Below are 15,731 nucleotides of genomic sequence, written 5' to 3'. Positions count from 1 at the left end.
TGCCTGCGCACCGCACGCGCCCGCGACAGCGTCACCACCCCCAGGACGCCAGTCCCGATGAACGCCCCCTCACACCGCCACATACGTAACGGGGTTGCTCCCTTCCACCGCCTCCGCCCGACCCAGCTTCACCAGCCGCCGTAGATGCGCCTCCGCCTCGGAGACCGCGATGTTGCGGGAGGTGAAGGGAATGTCGGGCCAGGGGCGGTTCCACTCCATGCGTTCGGCGAGTTGCCAGGGGGTGAGGGGCGAGGCGAGGAGGGCGAGCAGGTCGGCGAGGCGGGACTCGTGGTGGGCCAGCAACTCCCGTACGCGGGCGGCGGCGTCGGTGAACGCGTACTGGTGGGCCGGGAGGACCTCGGCGGGGGCGAGACGGCCGACGCGTTCCAGGGAGTCGAGGTAGTCGCCGAGAGGGTCGGTGACCGTGTCGTCGTCCGGGTCCTCGTAGAGGCCGATGTGCGGACTGATCTCGGGGAGGAGGTGGTCCCCGGAGAACAGGCGTCCGTGGCCCGGGAGTCGGGAGGGATGCGCCTCCTCCAGGTGGAGGCAGACGTGGCCGGGCGTGTGCCCCGGCGTCCAGATCGCGCGGACGCGGCGGCCGGGGAGGCCGAGGAGTTCGCCGGGGACGATCTCCCGGTCGGGGAGCGCGGGGGAGAAACCCGGCAGGGCGCGGGGGCGGCGAGGGGTGCGGAGAGAGGCGAGGTGTTCCTCGGGGGCGCCCGCGGCCGTGAGTTTGTCCGTCATGTAGGAGAACCAGCGGTCCGGGCCGGTCCCACGGGTGCGCCGGACGATCGCCGTGTCCGCCGCGTGCATCGCGATCCACGCCCCGGACGCCTCCCGCACCGCGCCCGACAGACCGTGGTGGTCGGGGTGGTGGTGCGTGATCACGACCCCGTGGATCTCCGCGACCGACGTACCGCACGCCGTCAGGCCCGCCGCGAGCGTGTCCCACGAGGACGGGTCGTCCCAGCCGGTGTCGACGAGGACCGGTCCGCGGTCGGTGTCGACGACGTACACGAGCGTGTGGCCGAGCGGGTTGTCCGGGATGGGGACCTCGACGGACCGTACGCCTCCGCCGTGATCGTGCACCTGTGTCATGCGTTCCCCTTGTCGTCGATGCCCCGATCGCCGCGCTCCGCCCACTATAACTAGAACGAGTTCCACCGGGAGGTCGGGACGATCGGTGTGCGTTCCGTGGACTCCTCTCACCGGAACTGGTATCAGTTCCCTGTCCCAATCAATCTGATGGATCGTCAGAGAACTTGCCGGCGAAGAGAACTGGCTCCGGGAGGCAGTCGGCCATGACCGAACTCGTGGAACACGGACAGTTGTTCATCGGCGGGGAGTTGACCGACCCCCTGGGCACGGACGTCATCGAGGTGGTCTCGCCGCACACGGAGGAGGTCATCGGCCGCGTCCCGCACGCCTCGCGGGCGGACGTCGACCGGGCCGTGGCCGCCGCGCGGAAGGCGTTCGACGAAGGGCCCTGGCCCCGCATGACCCTCGACGAACGCATCGAGGTCGTCACCCGGATCAAGGACGCCTTCGCCGTACGCCACGAGGAGTTCGCCCGGATCATCAGCTCCGAGAACGGCACCCCGTTCACCTCCAGCGTGATGGTGCAGGCGCTCGCGTCGATGATGGTGTGGGACGCGGCGATCACGACCGCGCGCGGCTTCACGTACGAGGAGCGGCGGGACGGTGTGCTGGGCAAGATCCTCGTCCGGCGCGAGCCGGTCGGGGTGGTCGCGGCGGTCGTCCCCTGGAACGTCCCGCAGTTCACCGCCGCCGCGAAGCTCGCCCCCGCCCTCCTCTCCGGCTGCCCGGCGATCCTCAAGGTGTCACCCGAAACCCCCCTGGACGCCTACCTGTTGGCGGAGATCGCCGCCGAGGCCGGCCTACCCGAAGGGGTACTGTCCATCCTTCCCGCCGACCGCGAGGTCAGCGAGTACCTGGTCGGGCACCCGGGCGTCGACAAGGTCTCCTTCACCGGCTCGGTCGCGGCCGGCAAACGGGTCATGGAGGTCGCCGCCCGCAACCTGACCCGCGTCACGCTGGAGCTGGGCGGCAAGTCGGCGGCCGTGATCCTGCCGGACGCGGACGCGCGGACGGCCGTCGACGGCATCTCCCCCTTCGCCTGGATGATCAACGGCCAGGCCTGTGTCGCCCAGACCCGCATCCTCGTCCCCCGCTCCCGCTACGACGAGTTCGCCGAGGCCTTCGCGGCGGCCGCCTCCGCGCTGAAGGTCGGCGACCCCCTCGACCCGGCCACCGAACTCGGCCCCCTGGTCGCCCAGCGCCAGCAGCGCCGCAGCCTCGACTACATCCGCATCGGCCAGGAGGAGGGCGCCAAGATCCTCACCGGCGGCGGCCGTCCCGCCGGTCTGGAGCGCGGCTGGTACGTCGAACCGACCCTCTTCGGCGACGTCGACAACTCCATGCGCATCGCCCGCGAGGAGATCTTCGGCCCGGTGATCTGCCTCCTCCCGTACGGCGACGAGGCCGAGGCCGTACGCATCGCCAACGACTCCGACTACGGTCTCAGCGGCAGCGTCTGGACCGCCGACGACGAGCACGGCATCGACATCGCCCGCCAGGTCCGCACCGGCACCTACTCCGTCAACACCTTCAGCCTCGACATGTTCGGCCCCTTCGGCGGCTACAAGAACTCCGGCCTGGGGCGCGAGTTCGGCCCCGAGGGCTACGGCGAGTACCTGGAGCACAAGATGATCCATCTCCCGGCCGGGTACGAGCCCCCCGTCGCGGCGGCCGGAGGGACGGGAACGGCGGCGGGAACGGCGGCGGGAACGGCGGCGGGGACGGCGGACGGATCCGCGGCCGGGGAGGCGTAGGCATGGGCGACCGCTGGCACGTGGAGGTCGACCGCGCCCTCTGCATCGGTTCCGCCCAGTGCACCCACCTCGCACCGGACGCCTTCCGCCTCGACTCCGCGATGCAGTCCCACCCCGTCGCCCCCGACACCGACGCCCACGAACGCATCCTGAAGGCGGCCGAGGGCTGCCCGGTGGAGGCGATCGCGATCGCCCTGCTGGGCAGCGGGGAGCCGGTGTTCCCGCCGGAGGAGTAGGGGTTTACGCTCTGCGCTCGGCGTAGGAACGATCGGCGGAACGACGATCGGGAGAGCAGGGCGGGGAACGTGCGGAAGTCCGAGGCCAAGGAGCTGATCAACCAGGCGTACGCGGCCTGGGAGGCCGAGGAGTGGCAGCGCGCCGCCGACCTCTACGAACAGGTGCTCGCCCACTTCCCGGACGAGAAGCCGAGCGCGGAGTGGTGGTATGACGCCGCGCTCGGCCACAAGTTCCTGCGCAACTGGGACAAGGCGTACGAGCTCGGCGTCCAGGCCGCCGCCCGCGCACCGCGCGGCGAGGGCGACCCCGCGTACTGGAACCTCGGCATAGCGGCCACGATCCGCCGCGACTGGGCCGTCGCCCGCGACGCCTGGACCGGCTTCGGCCTCGAACTCCCGGCCGGTGAGGGCGAGATCGACGGCCGCTTCGGCCACGCCTGCGTGCGCCTCGACACCCACGGCCAACGCGAGGTGGTGTGGATCGAGCGGCTGTGCCCGACGCGCGGCCGGGTGGTGAACGTCCCCGTGACCGGCGGCCGCCGCTACGGTGAGATCGTCCTGCACGACGGCCAGCCCAACGGCGAACGCGTCGTCGACGGCTCGACCTACCCCGTCTTCGACGAACTGCTCCTCTTCGAACCGTCCGAGCTGCCCACGCTCCAGGTGACGGTCGCGGCCGGCGAACCGGCCGACCTGGAAGCCCTCATCGCCCTGTTCGCCGATCACGACTTCGGCGCGGAGCCCGCGAGCGGCCTGACGACGCACTGCGCCTGCTGCAGCGAGGGCACCCTCCACAAGGAGCCCCGCACCGCCCACGAGGGCGCCCAGCGCGTCTGTCTGGCGGCCCCGGAGGACGAGGCCCGGGGTCTGCTCGACCGGTGGGCGGGGGAGAAAGCGATCGGACGGAGCTGGAGCGGCCTGGAGGTCATGGGCTAGAGGCACCCCCCGGCTGTCCGATACGCGAAAAAAATTCCCTTCAGGGGGTTGTGTTCCCGTATGAGTGTTCTATCGTAGAAATCAGCCTACGAGGCGAGTGAGGGAGCCGACCGGAGTAGCCGACATGGGCGCGAGGTAGCAGATCCGCCGGTGCCGACGTCGACGGTCGGGCTGAGAGGCCGGAAGGCAGCAGGACAGGGCCGGACGGCGACCCCAGCACCTGATCCGGGTAATGCCGGCGCAGGGAACCCGTCTCGTAGGTCTTTTCGTGTGCGCGGGCCCCGATCGGGGCCCGCGTTCTTCTGTCGGTCCGGGGTCGTCAGGTCGCTTGCCGGTCCGGGTGCGTCAGATCGCTTGCCGGTCCGGAGCCGTCAGGTCGATCAGCCGGCACACCGTCTCGATGTCGATCTTCACCTGGGCGATCGAGGCGCGGCCGGAGAGCCAGGTGATCAGGGCCGAGTGCCAGGTGTGCTCGATGACGCGGACCGCCGACAGCTGCTCCGCGGTCGGGTTCTCCAGACCCATGGCGTCGAGGATGATCGCGGTGGTCTGGTGGGAGACCTGGTCGACCTCGGGGCTGACACTGCGGTCGGCGAAGGTGAGCGCGCGGACCATGGCGTCGGCGAGGTGGGGCTCGCGCTGGAGGGCGCGGAAGGCGCGCATCAGGGTCTCGGCCACGCGCTCGGCGGCCGTCTCCCCGGTCGGGGGCTTCTTGCGGAGCGTGCCGTGCATGTGCTCCAGCTGGTCCTGCATGGTGGCGACCAGCAGGTGGATCTTGGAGGGGAAGTAGCGGTAGAGCGTGCCGAGGGCGACCTGCGAGGACTCGGCGACCTCACGCATCTGTACGGCGTCGAAACCGCCCCTGCTGGCCAGCTGGGCGCTCGCGTGCAGGATGCGGCGCCGACGGGCCTCCTGCCGCTCCGTGAGGGGCGGTGAGTCCGCCCGCGCGGTGCTGGCTTCCACCTTGACTTCCGCAGGCATGGGTCTCGTTCCGTGACAGTCGTGACGGTCGGTGAGGGTATGCGATCAAATAGCATGCCAGGGCGCCTGCCGTGGCGTGAATCACCTGATCCACCCCTCACAGCGGTTCTACCAGCCGGTAGATTCAGAGCCTCTTGAACGATCAACTCTGAAACTTGTTCTAGATTACCGTCTCGTCGTAATCTCACGGGAAATCGCAGTGAGAAGGGGGCCAGGAGTGACCGCTGAGGCCAGTCAGGCGGGGTCTCGGCATGACCTCGCTGCGGACGGCGGGCGACCGCTCGACATCGCGCTCCTCACCTATAAAGGGAACCCGTTCTGCGGGGGACAGGGCGTCTACGTACGGCATCTCTCGCGCGAGCTGGCACGGCTCGGCCATCGGGTCGAGGTGATCGGCTCCCAGCCCTACCCGGTGCTCGACGACGACGCCGTCCCGGCCGACGGCCCGGGCGGGATCACGCTCACCGAACTGCCCAGCCTCGACCTCTACCGGCAGCCCGACCCCTTCCGCACCCCCAAGCGGGACGAGTACCGCGACTGGGTCGACGCCCTCGAAGTGGCGACGATGTGGACCGGCGGCTTCCCCGAGCCCCTGACCTTCTCCCTCCGCGCCCGCCGCCATCTGCGCGCCCGGCGCGGCGAGTTCGACGTCGTCCACGACAACCAGACCCTCGGCTACGGGCTGTTGGGGGACGTGGGCGCGCCCCTCGTCACCACCATCCACCACCCCATCACCGTCGACCGGCAGTTGGAGCTGGACGCGGCCGAGGGCTGGCAGCGACGGATGTCCGTACGCCGCTGGTACGCGTTCACCCGCATGCAGAAGCGGGTCGCGCGGCGACTGCCGTCCGTGCTCACCGTCTCCGGCACCTCCCGCCAGGAGATCGTCGACCACCTCGGCGTACGCGACGACCGTATGCACGTCGTGCACATCGGCGCCGACACCGACCTCTTCTCGCCGAATCCGGCCGTGGCCCAGGTGCCGGGCCGGATCGTCACCACCTCCAGCGCCGACGTGCCGCTCAAGGGGCTCGTCTTCCTCGTCGAGGCGCTCGCCAAGGTGCGCACCGAGCACCCCACCGCCCACCTGGTCGTCGTCGGCAAGCGGCCCACCGAGGGCCCGGTCGCCCAGGCCGTCGAGCGGTACGGCCTCGAAGGCGCCGTCGACTTCGTCAAGGGCATCTCGGACGCCGAACTGGTCGACCTGGTCCGCTCGGCCGAGGTCGCCTGCGTCCCCTCGCTGTACGAGGGGTTCTCGCTGCCCGCCGCCGAGGCCATGGCCACCGGTACGCCGCTGGTCGCCACGACCGGCGGGGCCATACCGGAGGTCGCCGGACCCGACGGCGAGACCTGCCTCGCGGTGCCCCCGGGCGACCCGGGCGCCCTGGCCGCCGGGCTCAGCCGGCTCCTCGGTGACCCCGCACTCCGGCGGCGGCTCGGCCGCGCGGGACGCGAGCGGGTGCTCCAGCGGTTCACCTGGGCCCGGGCCGCCGAGGGCACGGTGGCCCACTACCGCGAGGCGATCGCCCGCGCCGAAGGGCGCCCGGCGGCCGACCGGACCCTTCCAGCCCATGACGCCGAAGCGGCCCACGAGGCTGTCGACGCCGTCGAAGAAGCAGTTGAAGCAAACCGCGAAACCAACCGCGAAAGCAGGGCCACGTGCTGACCGTCGACTTCTCCCGGTTCCCGCTCGCCCCGGGGGACCGGGTCCTGGATCTCGGCTGTGGAGCGGGCCGGCACGCCTTCGAGTGCTACCGGCGCGGCGCCCAGGTCGTGGCCCTCGACCAGAACGGCGAGGAGATCCGCGAGGTCGCCAAGTGGTTCGCGGCGATGAAGGAGGCCGGGGAGGCCCCGGAGGGCGCGACCGCCACCGCGATGGAGGGCGACGCCCTCGCACTGCCCTTCCCCGACGAGTCCTTCGACGTCGTCATCATCTCCGAGGTGATGGAGCACATCCCCGACGACAAGGGCGTACTCGCCGAGATGGTCCGGGTGTTGAAGCCCGGCGGCCGCATAGCCATCACCGTCCCGCGCTACGGCCCCGAGAAGGTCTGCTGGGCGCTCTCCGACGCGTACCACGAGGTCGAGGGCGGCCACATCCGCATCTACAAGGCGGACGAACTGCTGGGCAAGATCCGCGAAGCGGGCCTCAAGCCGTACGGCACCCACCACGCGCACGCCCTGCACTCGCCGTACTGGTGGCTGAAGTGCGCGTTCGGCGTCGACAACGACAAGGCGCTGCCCGTGCGGGCGTACCACAAGCTGCTGGTCTGGGACATCATGAAGAAGCCGCTGGCCACCCGGGTCGCCGAGGAGGCGCTGAACCCGCTGATCGGCAAGAGCTTCGTGGCCTACGCGACCAAACCGCACCTTCCCCGGATCTCCGGGGAAGCCGGGACCAAGGCCGGGGCGGACACCAAGTGACGACGCCCCGGACAGAACACCTGGTCCTGCCCGGGGTCCTCACCGCCGAGCAGGCCGCCGCCACCGTGCGCGGCATCCTCGCGGTGCAGCGGGCGGACGGTGCCATCCCGTGGTTCCGCGGGCACCACCTCGACCCGTGGGACCACACCGAGGCCGCCATGGCCCTGGACGCGGCCGGCGAGCACGAGGCCGCCGAGCGCGCCTACGAGTGGCTGCGCCGGCACCAGAACGAGGACGGCTCCTGGTACGCCGCGTACGCCGACGGGGACGCCGCCGAGGTCACCGACCGGGGCCGCGAGACCAACTTCGTCGCGTACATCGCCGTCGGGGTCTGGCACCACTACCTCGCCACCGGCGACGACACCTTCCTCGACCGCATGTGGCCCGCCGTCCACGCGGCGATCGAGTGCGTCCTGCGGCTCCAGCAGCCGGGCGGCCAGATCGGCTGGAAGCGCGAGGACGACGGCACGCCGGTGAACGACGCCCTGCTCACGGGCAGTTCGTCGATCCATCACGCGCTGCGCTGTGCGCTCGCGATCGCCGATCAGCGCGAAGAGCCGCAGCCGGACTGGGAGTTGGCGGTCGGCGCGCTGCGGCACGCGATACGCCGGCACCCCGAGCGGTTCCTCGACAAGGACCGCTACTCGATGGACTGGTACTACCCGGTGCTCGGCGGCGCGCTCACCGGCACCGAGGCCAAGTCCCGTGTCGAGGAAGGGTGGGACCGGTTCGTCGTGCCCGGCTTCGGTGTCCGCTGCGTGATCCCCAACCCGTGGGTGACGGGCGGCGAGTCGGCCGAACTGGCCCTGGCCCTCTGGGCGATGGGCGAGTCCGACCGCGCCCTGGAGATCCTCCAGTCGATCCAGCACCTCCGCGACGCGGACTCCGGCCTGTACTGGACGGGGTACGTCTTCGAGGACCAGGCCGTCTGGCCCGAGGAACTCACCTCCTGGACCGCGGGATCCCTGTTGCTGGCCGTCGCCGCGCTGGGCGGCGACGAGGCGACATGCGCGGTCTTCGGCGGGGAGCGCCTGCCGCGCGGGCTGGACGACTTCGATGACTCCGAGTGCTGTTGAAACTCCGAGTGCTGTGGAAGGGGACGTGCTGTTGAGGGGCACGCGCGGGTGAGTGGGGGCCGGCCGCGCGGTTCCCCGCGCCCCTGAAGCACCCGGGCTCGCCCCGCGCTTTTCAGGGGCGCGGGGAACCGCGCGAGCAACCACAACCGACCCGCACCCGCCCCACAACCCCGACCTCCCGAGCTCTCCCGCGCTCTCCCGCGCCGTGCGGAGCACTCAGTGGCGGTGCATCCGGTTGGCGATCGCATGCCCCACGAACAGGTACACGACGGCCGCCAGGCCATACCCGGCCACAACCCTGGCCCACTGCTCGTCGAAGGTGAACAGGTCGTGTGACCAGCCGGCGAGCCAGCGGGCCGCGTCATGGACGAACTGCACGAAGTCGTTCGTGCCGTTCGCGTCCAGCAGGTACATCAGGATCCACAGGCCGAGGATGAACGCCATGATGTCGGCGACGATCGCTATGACCCGGCCCGCCTGATTGGAGCCGCTATATCGAGACATGCCGTACGGGTTGCCCGCCCGGCTTCGATGAAACCTCAAGGGTCCTCAGGAGTTGAGCGAGGAGCCTCAGGAGTTGAGCTCGGCCAGCACGCGCAGCGTGTGCGGGTCCGGAGCGAGGACCAGCAGATCCGTCACCGGCCCCTTCCGCCACAACTCCAGCCGCTCCGCGATCCGTTCGCGCGGCCCGACGAGTGAGATCTCGTCCGCGAAAGCGTCCGGCACGGCGAGCACGGCCTCCTCGCGCCGCCCGTCGAGGAAGAGCCGCTGGATGTGCCGGGCCTCCTCCTCGTACCCCATGCGGGCCATGAGGTCGGCGTGGAAGTTGCGCTTGGCGTGTCCCATCCCGCCGATGTAGAAGCCGAGCATGGCCTTCACGGGCAACAGCCCCTCGGCGACGTCGTCGCAGACCTTCGCCCGGGCCATGGGCGCGATGAGGAAGCCGTCCGGGACGTCGGTCAACGAGGCCTCGTAGACATCGGCCCGGGTCGGCGACCAGTACAACGGCAGCCAGCCGTCCGCGATCCGGGTCGTCTGCGCGATGTTCTTCGGCCCTTCGGCCCCGAGCAGGACGGGCAGACCGGCGCGGAGGGGGTGGGTGATCGACTTCAGCGCCTTGCCGACGCCGGTGCCGTCCGGACCGTCGTACGGGAGGGGGTGGAAGCGCCCGTCCAGCTCAACAGGGGCCTCCCGCCTGAGGACTTGGCGTACTACGTCGACGTACTCCCTGGTCGCGGTCAGCGGGGACCTCGGGAACGGGCGCCCGTACCAGCCCTCGACGACCTGCGGCCCGGACAGCCCGAGACCGAGGAGGGCGCGCCCGCCGGAGAGATGGTCCAGGGTCAGGGCGTGCATCGCGGTGGTGGTGGGCGACCGGGCGGCCATCTGCGCAACCGCCGTACCCAGCTTGATCCTTGAGGTGTGCGCCGCGATCCAGGTGAGCGGGGTGAAGGCGTCCGAGCCCCACGACTCGGCGGTCCACACCGAGTCGTAGCCGAGCCGCTCCGCCTCCCGCGCGAGCGGGACGTGGTCCGCCGAGGGGCCGCGCCCCCAGTAACCGAGTGCCAGACCGAGCCGCATACGCCTGCCTCCTGACGGTACGTCAGCTGTTCGGGCGGGAGGCGACTGTACGACAACGGCCCCCCGCTCGGAAGAGCGAGGGGCCGTTCGTAGGGCTTGTACGGGCTCGTGCGGCTTGTACGGGCTCGTACGGCGAGGTGATCAGCCGCGCTGGATGCCGCTGGTGTCCTGCAGGACGCCGCGACGGCCGTCCTGCGTCTGGGCCACCAGGCTGGGGCCGCGCTGCTCGACCGCCAGGTACCAGGTGCCCGGCGCCAGTTCGGCGATCGTCGACTGCGAACCGTCCTCGGCGAACAGCGGCCGGGCCACCGGCACCGCGAACCAGAACGGCGAGAAGTCACCGGCCGGCGGCTGCGGCGCCGCCGCCTGCTGCTGCGGAGCGCCACCGAACGGAGCCCCCGGCCCCGGCTGACCGGGCTGCGGCTGACCCGCACCGAACGGCGCCTGCGCACCGGCACCCGGGTAGCCGTAACCACCGGACGGCTGACCACCGTAGGGCTGCGGCGCGGCCGGCCGCGGGGCCCCGACGAGGGCGGCCTTGAGGGCGGGGACGAGCGGGGTGGCGACGGCCGCGGCGGCCATGACCAGCGTGGCGATGAGGGCGAGGATGAGACCCATGCCCGCGTCGGTGCTGGTGCCGCTGGCGTCGCCGCCGAAGTTGTCACCGCCGCCGGTCGGGTCGAAGATGTTGCCCAGCGCGCTCCACGCGGCGAACACCGCGAAGGCGATGCCGAAGTGGCCGAGTTCGATACCGACGATCTTGGGCGGCTGCGGCAGCCCCCTGGCGATGACGATGGACGCGGCGCCGATCAGCCCCGCCAGGACGACGCTGAGCAGCACCGGGCCGCTCTCCCAGAGGTTCGGGAAGTCGAAGCTGTCGGGAACCCCGTCAACGGAGTAGTTGTCGAGGAACGACGCGATGAACAGCAATACCGCTGCTCCGATCACGACGCCGTCGCCTCTGGTGAGGGAGCGGATATTCACTTCAGGTCCTTCGTCAGTCGTCTCGTCATCGGTGGAGGCGTCGCCGTCACCAAGTCGCCGTCAGGCCGTGGTGGGAAGCGCGGGGGTGGCCCCTCATCGTAGGGACGACCTTATCGTCCGACCGGCGTGGGTGTCCGCCGGGATCACCTCGATGATCACGACCCGCCCGCTACCCACGCTGGAAACTCACGATTCCCTCAGAGTTCCCCTACGTCGCTCTCTGCCGCCAGGCACCGCTGGTCAACGGTGCCGCGTCATGGATATCGCGCATCCACACGCATCTGATGAACACGGAGGGAACTGTTGGCAGATTGAGACCGTCTGGGGCCCGATGTGTAACGGGCTGACGCTGTACGGACGGCAAGGACGACTGGCCCGCCACTACGCGTGGCGGGCCAGTCCGGGTGCATCGGGATGGTCGGCCCTCAATGCCTCCGGGTCGAGACCGCTCGGCTTACTTCTCCTTGTACTTGAAGCAGACGCCGATCGGCTTCCATGCCACCTTGTTCCGCTGGATGATCTTGCTGGGCGGACCGCCGAATTTTCTGAGATCGGGGCTCTTCACGTCGAACTTCTTCCCGGAGTACCGCGTGTACGCCGCGAGGACACCGTACTTACCGCGCGAAACCTCTCTGGATCCGCTCACCGTGATGCTGCGAGACTTCGTGACATCCCATCCAACAGCGCCGGAGATACCCTGGACGGTGAGGCTGATGTCCTTGGACCGGGTCGTGGCGATGGACTTGGTCTCGTCTATTCGCAGCGTCATGCGCCCGCGCCCAGACGCCTCCGCGATCACTTTCTTGCCGCACTTCTTGCCTGCGGATCGGACATTGACCGCCCTGTTGGCGCGGTCTTCCCACTTATCTCCGGTGGCCGCTTGGCTGTTGGCGGTGGGCTGTGCTACCGGCTCGGCGTGGGCTACGCCACCGATCCCTGTCATGCATGCGGCGAGGGCTGTCACTGCTGCCCCGTACTGCACTGTGCGACGCTTCATCACATTCCCCGTTTCCTATTGAACGAGATCGATCACCTTCGTTCAATAGGAGTCAACTGGAGGGGTGCATGTGACCGCAAGCGACTTGAGGCGGATCTGAGCATGTTCATGCCCATGGCCTTGTTTGGTTTCCGAAAAGAGCCTACTTCTCCAGGAAACTTGCGATTCCGTCAGAGATTCCCCGGGCCGCTTTCTGTCGCCAGGCTCCGCTGGTGAGCCGGGCCGCGTCCTTGCTGTCGCGCATGTTGCCGCACTCGATGAACACCTTGGGAACGGTGGAGAGGTTGAGGCCGCCGAGGTCGGTGCGGGTGACGAGGCCGGTGCCGTCGCCGACGTAGTTGGAGGGGGCGCTGCCGGTGGCGCGGACGAAGTAGCCGGCGACGCGCTCGCCGAGGTCACGGGAGGGGGCGACGATGGGCCGGGTGTCGGCGGCGCCCTCGTTCACCGAGCCCGGCAGGATCACATGGAAGCCGCGGTTGCCCGCGCCGGAGCCGTCCGCGTGGATCGACACCACCGCGTCCGCCTTCGCCTCGTTGCCGATCCGCGCCCGCTCGTCGATGCACGGACCCCAGGACCGGTCGCCGTCCTGGGTGAACTTCACCGTGGCGCCCTCCTGTTCGAGGAGTGTCCGCAGCCGCCGGGAGACGTCCAGCGTGAACTCGGCTTCCATGTAACCGTCGTTGGTGGTCGTCCCCGTCGTGTCGCACTCCTTGGCGTTCGTCCCGATGTCCACCTTGCGGTTGATCTCGGTGGTGTGCTGGAAGTTGCCGGGGTTGTGACCGGGGTCGATGACGACGACCTTGCCCTTGAGGGGGCCGGTGGCGGCGGGCGCGGAGGAGGAACCGGAGGGGCTCGCCTTCCTGCCGTCGTCGCCGTCCTTGCCCGCGTCGGAGGCGGTCGGCTCTCCGGTCGCCGGGGGAGTGGTCGCCGCCCGGGTCCGCGGGACCGCCGCCGCGCCGTCCGACCCGCCGTCCCCGCCCCCGGAGCCCCCGACGGTCTGCCAGACGCCCCACCCGGCCACCGCCCCCACCACGACCGAGGCCACCGCCACGGTCAGCGGACGGCGAAGGGGCGACCGGCGGGGCTGGGGCGGATCGAAGTCCGGGCCTACGTACGACACGCCTGCCACCTTACGGGTCGGGCCCCGTGCCGACAGTCCGCACCCGGCTCCGCGTGGCGGTGCCGGCAGTCCGCACCCGGCTCCGCGTGGCGGCCGACGAGGCACTCGGGCAGGACCCGGGCCGCGTAGCCGTCGGTGTCCCGTCCCGGGCTGGACCGGCCGGTCGTCGGCGGGACAGAGTGATCGTCGTCGTGAGGGCTGCCGTCCACCTGCTCGTGCGCTACCGGGATTCATTCGCAGTGCTCCGGCTTCAGGCCGGGGGTGAAGCGAATCTGATAACGGCGACGCGGAGCGTGGCGGCATTGTTCCGGCGGAGCCGGACGCTGCGGTGGGCAGGGGAGGCGGAAGAGCCAGGGTGATGATTCGTTCGCCTGTTCTCTCTGGTGACGTGTGTGCGATCTGCCTAGTGTGATCGTCATGCAGCTCCGGTACGCGTTCAGGCTCTACCCGGATGCCGGTCAGCGCACCGCGCTGGCCAGGGCGTTCGGGTGCGCCCGGGTGGTGTTCAACGACGCGGTGCGTGCCCGGGAGGACGCCCGCCGGGCCGGGCAGCCGTTCCCGACGGCCGGAGAGCTGTCGAGGCGGCTGGTCACCGAAGCGAAGCGGACGCCGGAGCGGTCCTGGCTGGGCGAGGTCTCCGCCGTCGTCCTGCAGCAGTCCCTGCGGGACGCCGAGAGCGCGTACCGCAACTTCTTCGCCTCCCTCAAGGGCGCCCGTAAGGGACGGAAGGTCGGCTCGCCCCGTTTCAAGTCCCGTAAGGACGCCCGGCAGTCGATCCGGTTCACGGCCAACGCCCGCTGGCACATCACCGGCAGCGGACGGCTGAACCTGCCGAAGATCGGCGCGGTGAAGGTGAAGTGGTCCCGCACCCTGCCCGCCACGCCCACCTCCGTCACCGTCGTGATGGACGCGGCCGGCCGGTATTTCGCGTCCTTCGTCCTCGACACCGACCCCGCCGCCGACGCCGCCCGGATGCCCGAGTCCGACCGGAACATCGGCATCGATCTCGGCCTCACCCACTTCGCGGTCCTGTCCGACGGCACGAAGATCGACTCCCCCAGGTTTCTGCGCCGGGCGGAGAAGAAGCTGAAGAAGGCCCAGCGCGAGCTGTCCCGCAAACAGAAGGGATCGAAGAACCGGGCCAAGGCCCGCCTCAAGGTCGCCCGCGCACATGCCGAGGTCACCGACGCCCGCCGTGAGTTCCACCACCAGCTCTCCACGAAGCTGATCTCCGAGAACCAAGGGATCGCCGTGGAGGACCTGTCGGTGGCGGGACTGGCACGCACCAGGCTGGCCAAATCCGTGCACGACGCCGGCTGGTCGGCGTTCATCGGCATGCTGAAGTACAAGGCGGAACGGTATGGCCGCACCCTGGTCGCGATCGGCCGGTTCACGCCGACCTCCCAGACCTGCTCTGCCTGCGGCGCCGTGGACGGACCCAAACCCCTGAACGTGCGGGAATGGACGTGTGTCGCCTGCGGCGCGGTCCACGACCGGGACATCAACGCCGCGATCAACGTGAAGACGGCCGCCGGACTGGCGGTGACGGCCTGCGGAGCGCCGGTAGGACCGGGAGCAATCCCGGCACGGCGCGAAGAAACAGGAAGCCACGGAATCCCGACCGGAAACCGTGCCGCGTAGCGGCACAGCAACCAGTCGAGAAGGCCAGAATCCTCGCCCTTCAGGGCAAGGAGCATGTCAACGCAACACCGTCCCGCCGACCCGACCCGCCGTCCGTGACCTCTACGGCACGCTCCAGGACGCCGGCGCCAACAAGGGCGTCCTGGTGACGACGTCCAAGTTCGGCCCCGGCTCCCACACCTTCGCCAACGGCAAACCGCTGGAGCTGGTCTCGGGCCGCGAACTCGTCGACCTGCTCCACCGGCACGGACTCCGGGGGCGCCTGGGGACGGGCGAGCGCGCCGCTCCGGCTCCCATGTCCTCGACCGATCCCACCGTGGTGCTGCCCGCCCAGCGGACCCCGGCGGACGCCTCGAACGGGGCGGCCCCGGCCCCGGACGACCACAGCGTCCTCGGCATGTACTGGACCGGCGGCGTCGCCCTGGACGTCTGCGCGCTCGTCTGCCACGGCAACCGGGTCCTCAGCGACGACCACTTCGTGTTCTACAACAACTCCCGCACTCCCGACGGGTCGGTCCGCGCCGTCCCGCCGACCGATCCCGACAAGGCGGCGATCCTGGTCTCCTTCGACGCGCTGCCGGCGGAGGCCGACCGCCTCGTCCTCGTGGCCGCGATCGACCCGGCGGTGAACCCCGACGCCGACCTCTCCGGCTTCACCGACGCCGGCATCCGCCTCCTGGACCCCTCCCGCGCCGAACAGGGCCGCCTGGACGTCTCAGACGGCCGCGCCGCCGAAACGGCACTCACCCTCGGCTCCTTCCGCCGCCGGGCCAACGGCGACTGGGACTTCGTCATCGGCGGCAAGGGGTACCGCGGCGGCCTGGAGGAACTGATGCAGGATTACGGCATAGAGGTGGCGTAGGGCCGTACGGCTCTCAGCTCCCCGGACCCGTACGGCTCTCA

General features: G+C 70.3%; 14 protein-coding genes and 1 pseudogene. 8 read left to right on the top strand and 7 right to left on the bottom strand.

The features are described 5' to 3' along the window. Window positions 1-69: 69 nt before the first annotated feature. Window positions 70-1,098: an MBL fold metallo-hydrolase gene (locus OG272_RS14010; RefSeq protein ID WP_328222894.1), complete on the bottom strand. Its 1,029-nt coding sequence runs from the start codon at window positions 1,096-1,098 to the stop codon at window positions 70-72. A gap of 203 nt (window positions 1,099-1,301) precedes the next feature. Here OG272_RS14010 and OG272_RS14005 point away from each other — a divergent pair, with 203 nt between their 5' ends. The 3 genes from OG272_RS14005 to OG272_RS13995 all read left to right on the top strand — a co-directional run bounded on the left by OG272_RS14005 (window position 1,302) and on the right by OG272_RS13995 (window position 4,024). Beyond that, on the top strand, window positions 1,302-2,852 hold the full coding sequence (locus tag OG272_RS14005) for an aldehyde dehydrogenase (RefSeq protein ID WP_405893494.1): 1,551 nt from the start codon (window positions 1,302-1,304) through the stop codon (window positions 2,850-2,852). Window positions 2,853-2,854: 2 nt separating this feature from the next. After that, a complete protein-coding gene (locus OG272_RS14000) occupies window positions 2,855-3,088 on the top strand; it encodes a ferredoxin (RefSeq protein WP_326583186.1) in 234 nt (77 codons plus the stop codon). Between the two features lie 69 nt (window positions 3,089-3,157). Then, window positions 3,158-4,024 carry a tetratricopeptide repeat protein gene (locus OG272_RS13995; protein ID WP_327729984.1) on the top strand — a complete coding sequence of 289 codons (867 nt, stop codon included), beginning with the start codon at window positions 3,158-3,160 and terminating at the stop codon, window positions 4,022-4,024. A gap of 345 nt (window positions 4,025-4,369) precedes the next feature. Here OG272_RS13995 and OG272_RS13990 read toward each other — a convergent pair whose 3' ends face one another. Further along, window positions 4,370-5,005 carry a TetR family transcriptional regulator gene (locus OG272_RS13990; protein ID WP_327729985.1) on the bottom strand — a complete coding sequence of 212 codons (636 nt, stop codon included), beginning with the start codon at window positions 5,003-5,005 and terminating at the stop codon, window positions 4,370-4,372. A gap of 217 nt (window positions 5,006-5,222) precedes the next feature. On the opposite strand from OG272_RS13990, the gene OG272_RS13985 reads away from it, so the two are divergent. Genes OG272_RS13985 through OG272_RS13975 form a run of 3 tightly spaced genes read left to right on the top strand, consistent with a single transcriptional unit; the run spans window position 5,223 to window position 8,505 of the window. Beyond that, the gene (locus tag OG272_RS13985; protein ID WP_328222890.1) at window positions 5,223-6,671 is read left to right on the top strand and encodes a glycosyltransferase family 4 protein; all 1,449 of its coding nucleotides are present in this window, start codon (window positions 5,223-5,225) and stop codon (window positions 6,669-6,671) included. Continuing rightward, window positions 6,665-7,429: a class I SAM-dependent methyltransferase gene (locus OG272_RS13980; RefSeq protein WP_326583190.1), complete on the top strand. Its 765-nt coding sequence runs from the start codon at window positions 6,665-6,667 to the stop codon at window positions 7,427-7,429. The genes OG272_RS13985 and OG272_RS13980 overlap by 7 nt, the downstream gene beginning before the upstream one ends. Beyond that, window positions 7,426-8,505: a prenyltransferase gene (locus tag OG272_RS13975; RefSeq protein WP_327729987.1), complete on the top strand. Its 1,080-nt coding sequence runs from the start codon at window positions 7,426-7,428 to the stop codon at window positions 8,503-8,505. The genes OG272_RS13980 and OG272_RS13975 overlap by 4 nt, the downstream gene beginning before the upstream one ends. Window positions 8,506-8,721: 216 nt before the next feature. Here the strand turns inward: OG272_RS13975 and OG272_RS13970 are convergent, their stop codons facing one another. From OG272_RS13970 to OG272_RS13950, 5 genes are all read right to left on the bottom strand, one after another. After that, window positions 8,722-9,009 (bottom strand): hypothetical protein, encoded by a 288-nt coding sequence (locus tag OG272_RS13970; RefSeq protein ID WP_326583192.1) that lies wholly within the window; start codon window positions 9,007-9,009, stop codon window positions 8,722-8,724. A 66-nt stretch (window positions 9,010-9,075) separates the two neighbouring features. Then, window positions 9,076-10,086, bottom strand: a complete 1,011-nt coding sequence (locus OG272_RS13965; RefSeq protein WP_327729988.1) for an LLM class F420-dependent oxidoreductase — start codon at window positions 10,084-10,086, stop codon at window positions 9,076-9,078. Between the two features lie 141 nt (window positions 10,087-10,227). Then, window positions 10,228-11,070: a hypothetical protein gene (locus OG272_RS13960; RefSeq protein WP_405893489.1), complete on the bottom strand. Its 843-nt coding sequence runs from the start codon at window positions 11,068-11,070 to the stop codon at window positions 10,228-10,230. Between the two features lie 454 nt (window positions 11,071-11,524). Further along, window positions 11,525-12,034, bottom strand: a complete 510-nt coding sequence (locus tag OG272_RS13955; RefSeq protein ID WP_405893487.1) for a hypothetical protein — start codon at window positions 12,032-12,034, stop codon at window positions 11,525-11,527. Between the two features lie 175 nt (window positions 12,035-12,209). Then, on the bottom strand, window positions 12,210-13,187 hold the full coding sequence (locus OG272_RS13950; protein WP_405893485.1) for an N-acetylmuramoyl-L-alanine amidase: 978 nt from the start codon (window positions 13,185-13,187) through the stop codon (window positions 12,210-12,212). A gap of 417 nt (window positions 13,188-13,604) precedes the next feature. Here OG272_RS13950 and OG272_RS13945 point away from each other — a divergent pair, with 417 nt between their 5' ends. Together OG272_RS13945 and OG272_RS13940 are read left to right on the top strand one after the other, a co-directional pair. Further along, window positions 13,605-14,828, top strand: coding sequence for an RNA-guided endonuclease InsQ/TnpB family protein (locus OG272_RS13945; RefSeq protein ID WP_405893483.1), 1,224 nt, complete (start codon window positions 13,605-13,607; stop codon window positions 14,826-14,828). Window positions 14,829-14,889: 61 nt separating this feature from the next. Further along, window positions 14,890-15,690, top strand: a pseudogene (locus OG272_RS13940) (TerD family protein); the annotation flags it as partial. Window positions 15,691-15,731 lie beyond the last annotated feature (41 nt).

This window comes from Streptomyces sp. NBC_00104, from assembly GCF_045160825.1.
Taxonomy (GTDB): domain Bacteria; phylum Actinomycetota; class Actinomycetes; order Streptomycetales; family Streptomycetaceae; genus Streptomyces.
Note: the sequence above shows the minus strand (reverse complement) of the source record. Positions and strands in the feature narration are given on the sequence as shown.

Bases quoted from the DNA above. Each gene is read 5' to 3' on its own strand.
- OG272_RS13970 (WP_326583192.1), bottom strand. From the start codon at position 9,009: ATGTCTCGATATAGCGGCTCCAATCAGGCGGGCCGGGTCATAGCGATC.
- OG272_RS14005 (WP_405893494.1), top strand. From the start codon at position 1,302: ATGACCGAACTCGTGGAACACGGACAGTTGTTCATCGGCGGGGAGTTG.
- OG272_RS13990 (WP_327729985.1), bottom strand. From the start codon at position 5,005: ATGCCTGCGGAAGTCAAGGTGGAAGCCAGCACCGCGCGGGCGGACTCA.
- OG272_RS13965 (WP_327729988.1), bottom strand. From the start codon at position 10,086: ATGCGGCTCGGTCTGGCACTCGGTTACTGGGGGCGCGGCCCCTCGGCG.
- OG272_RS13945 (WP_405893483.1), top strand. From the start codon at position 13,605: ATGCAGCTCCGGTACGCGTTCAGGCTCTACCCGGATGCCGGTCAGCGC.
- OG272_RS14000 (WP_326583186.1), top strand. From the start codon at position 2,855: ATGGGCGACCGCTGGCACGTGGAGGTCGACCGCGCCCTCTGCATCGGT.
- OG272_RS14010 (WP_328222894.1), bottom strand. From the start codon at position 1,098: ATGACACAGGTGCACGATCACGGCGGAGGCGTACGGTCCGTCGAGGTC.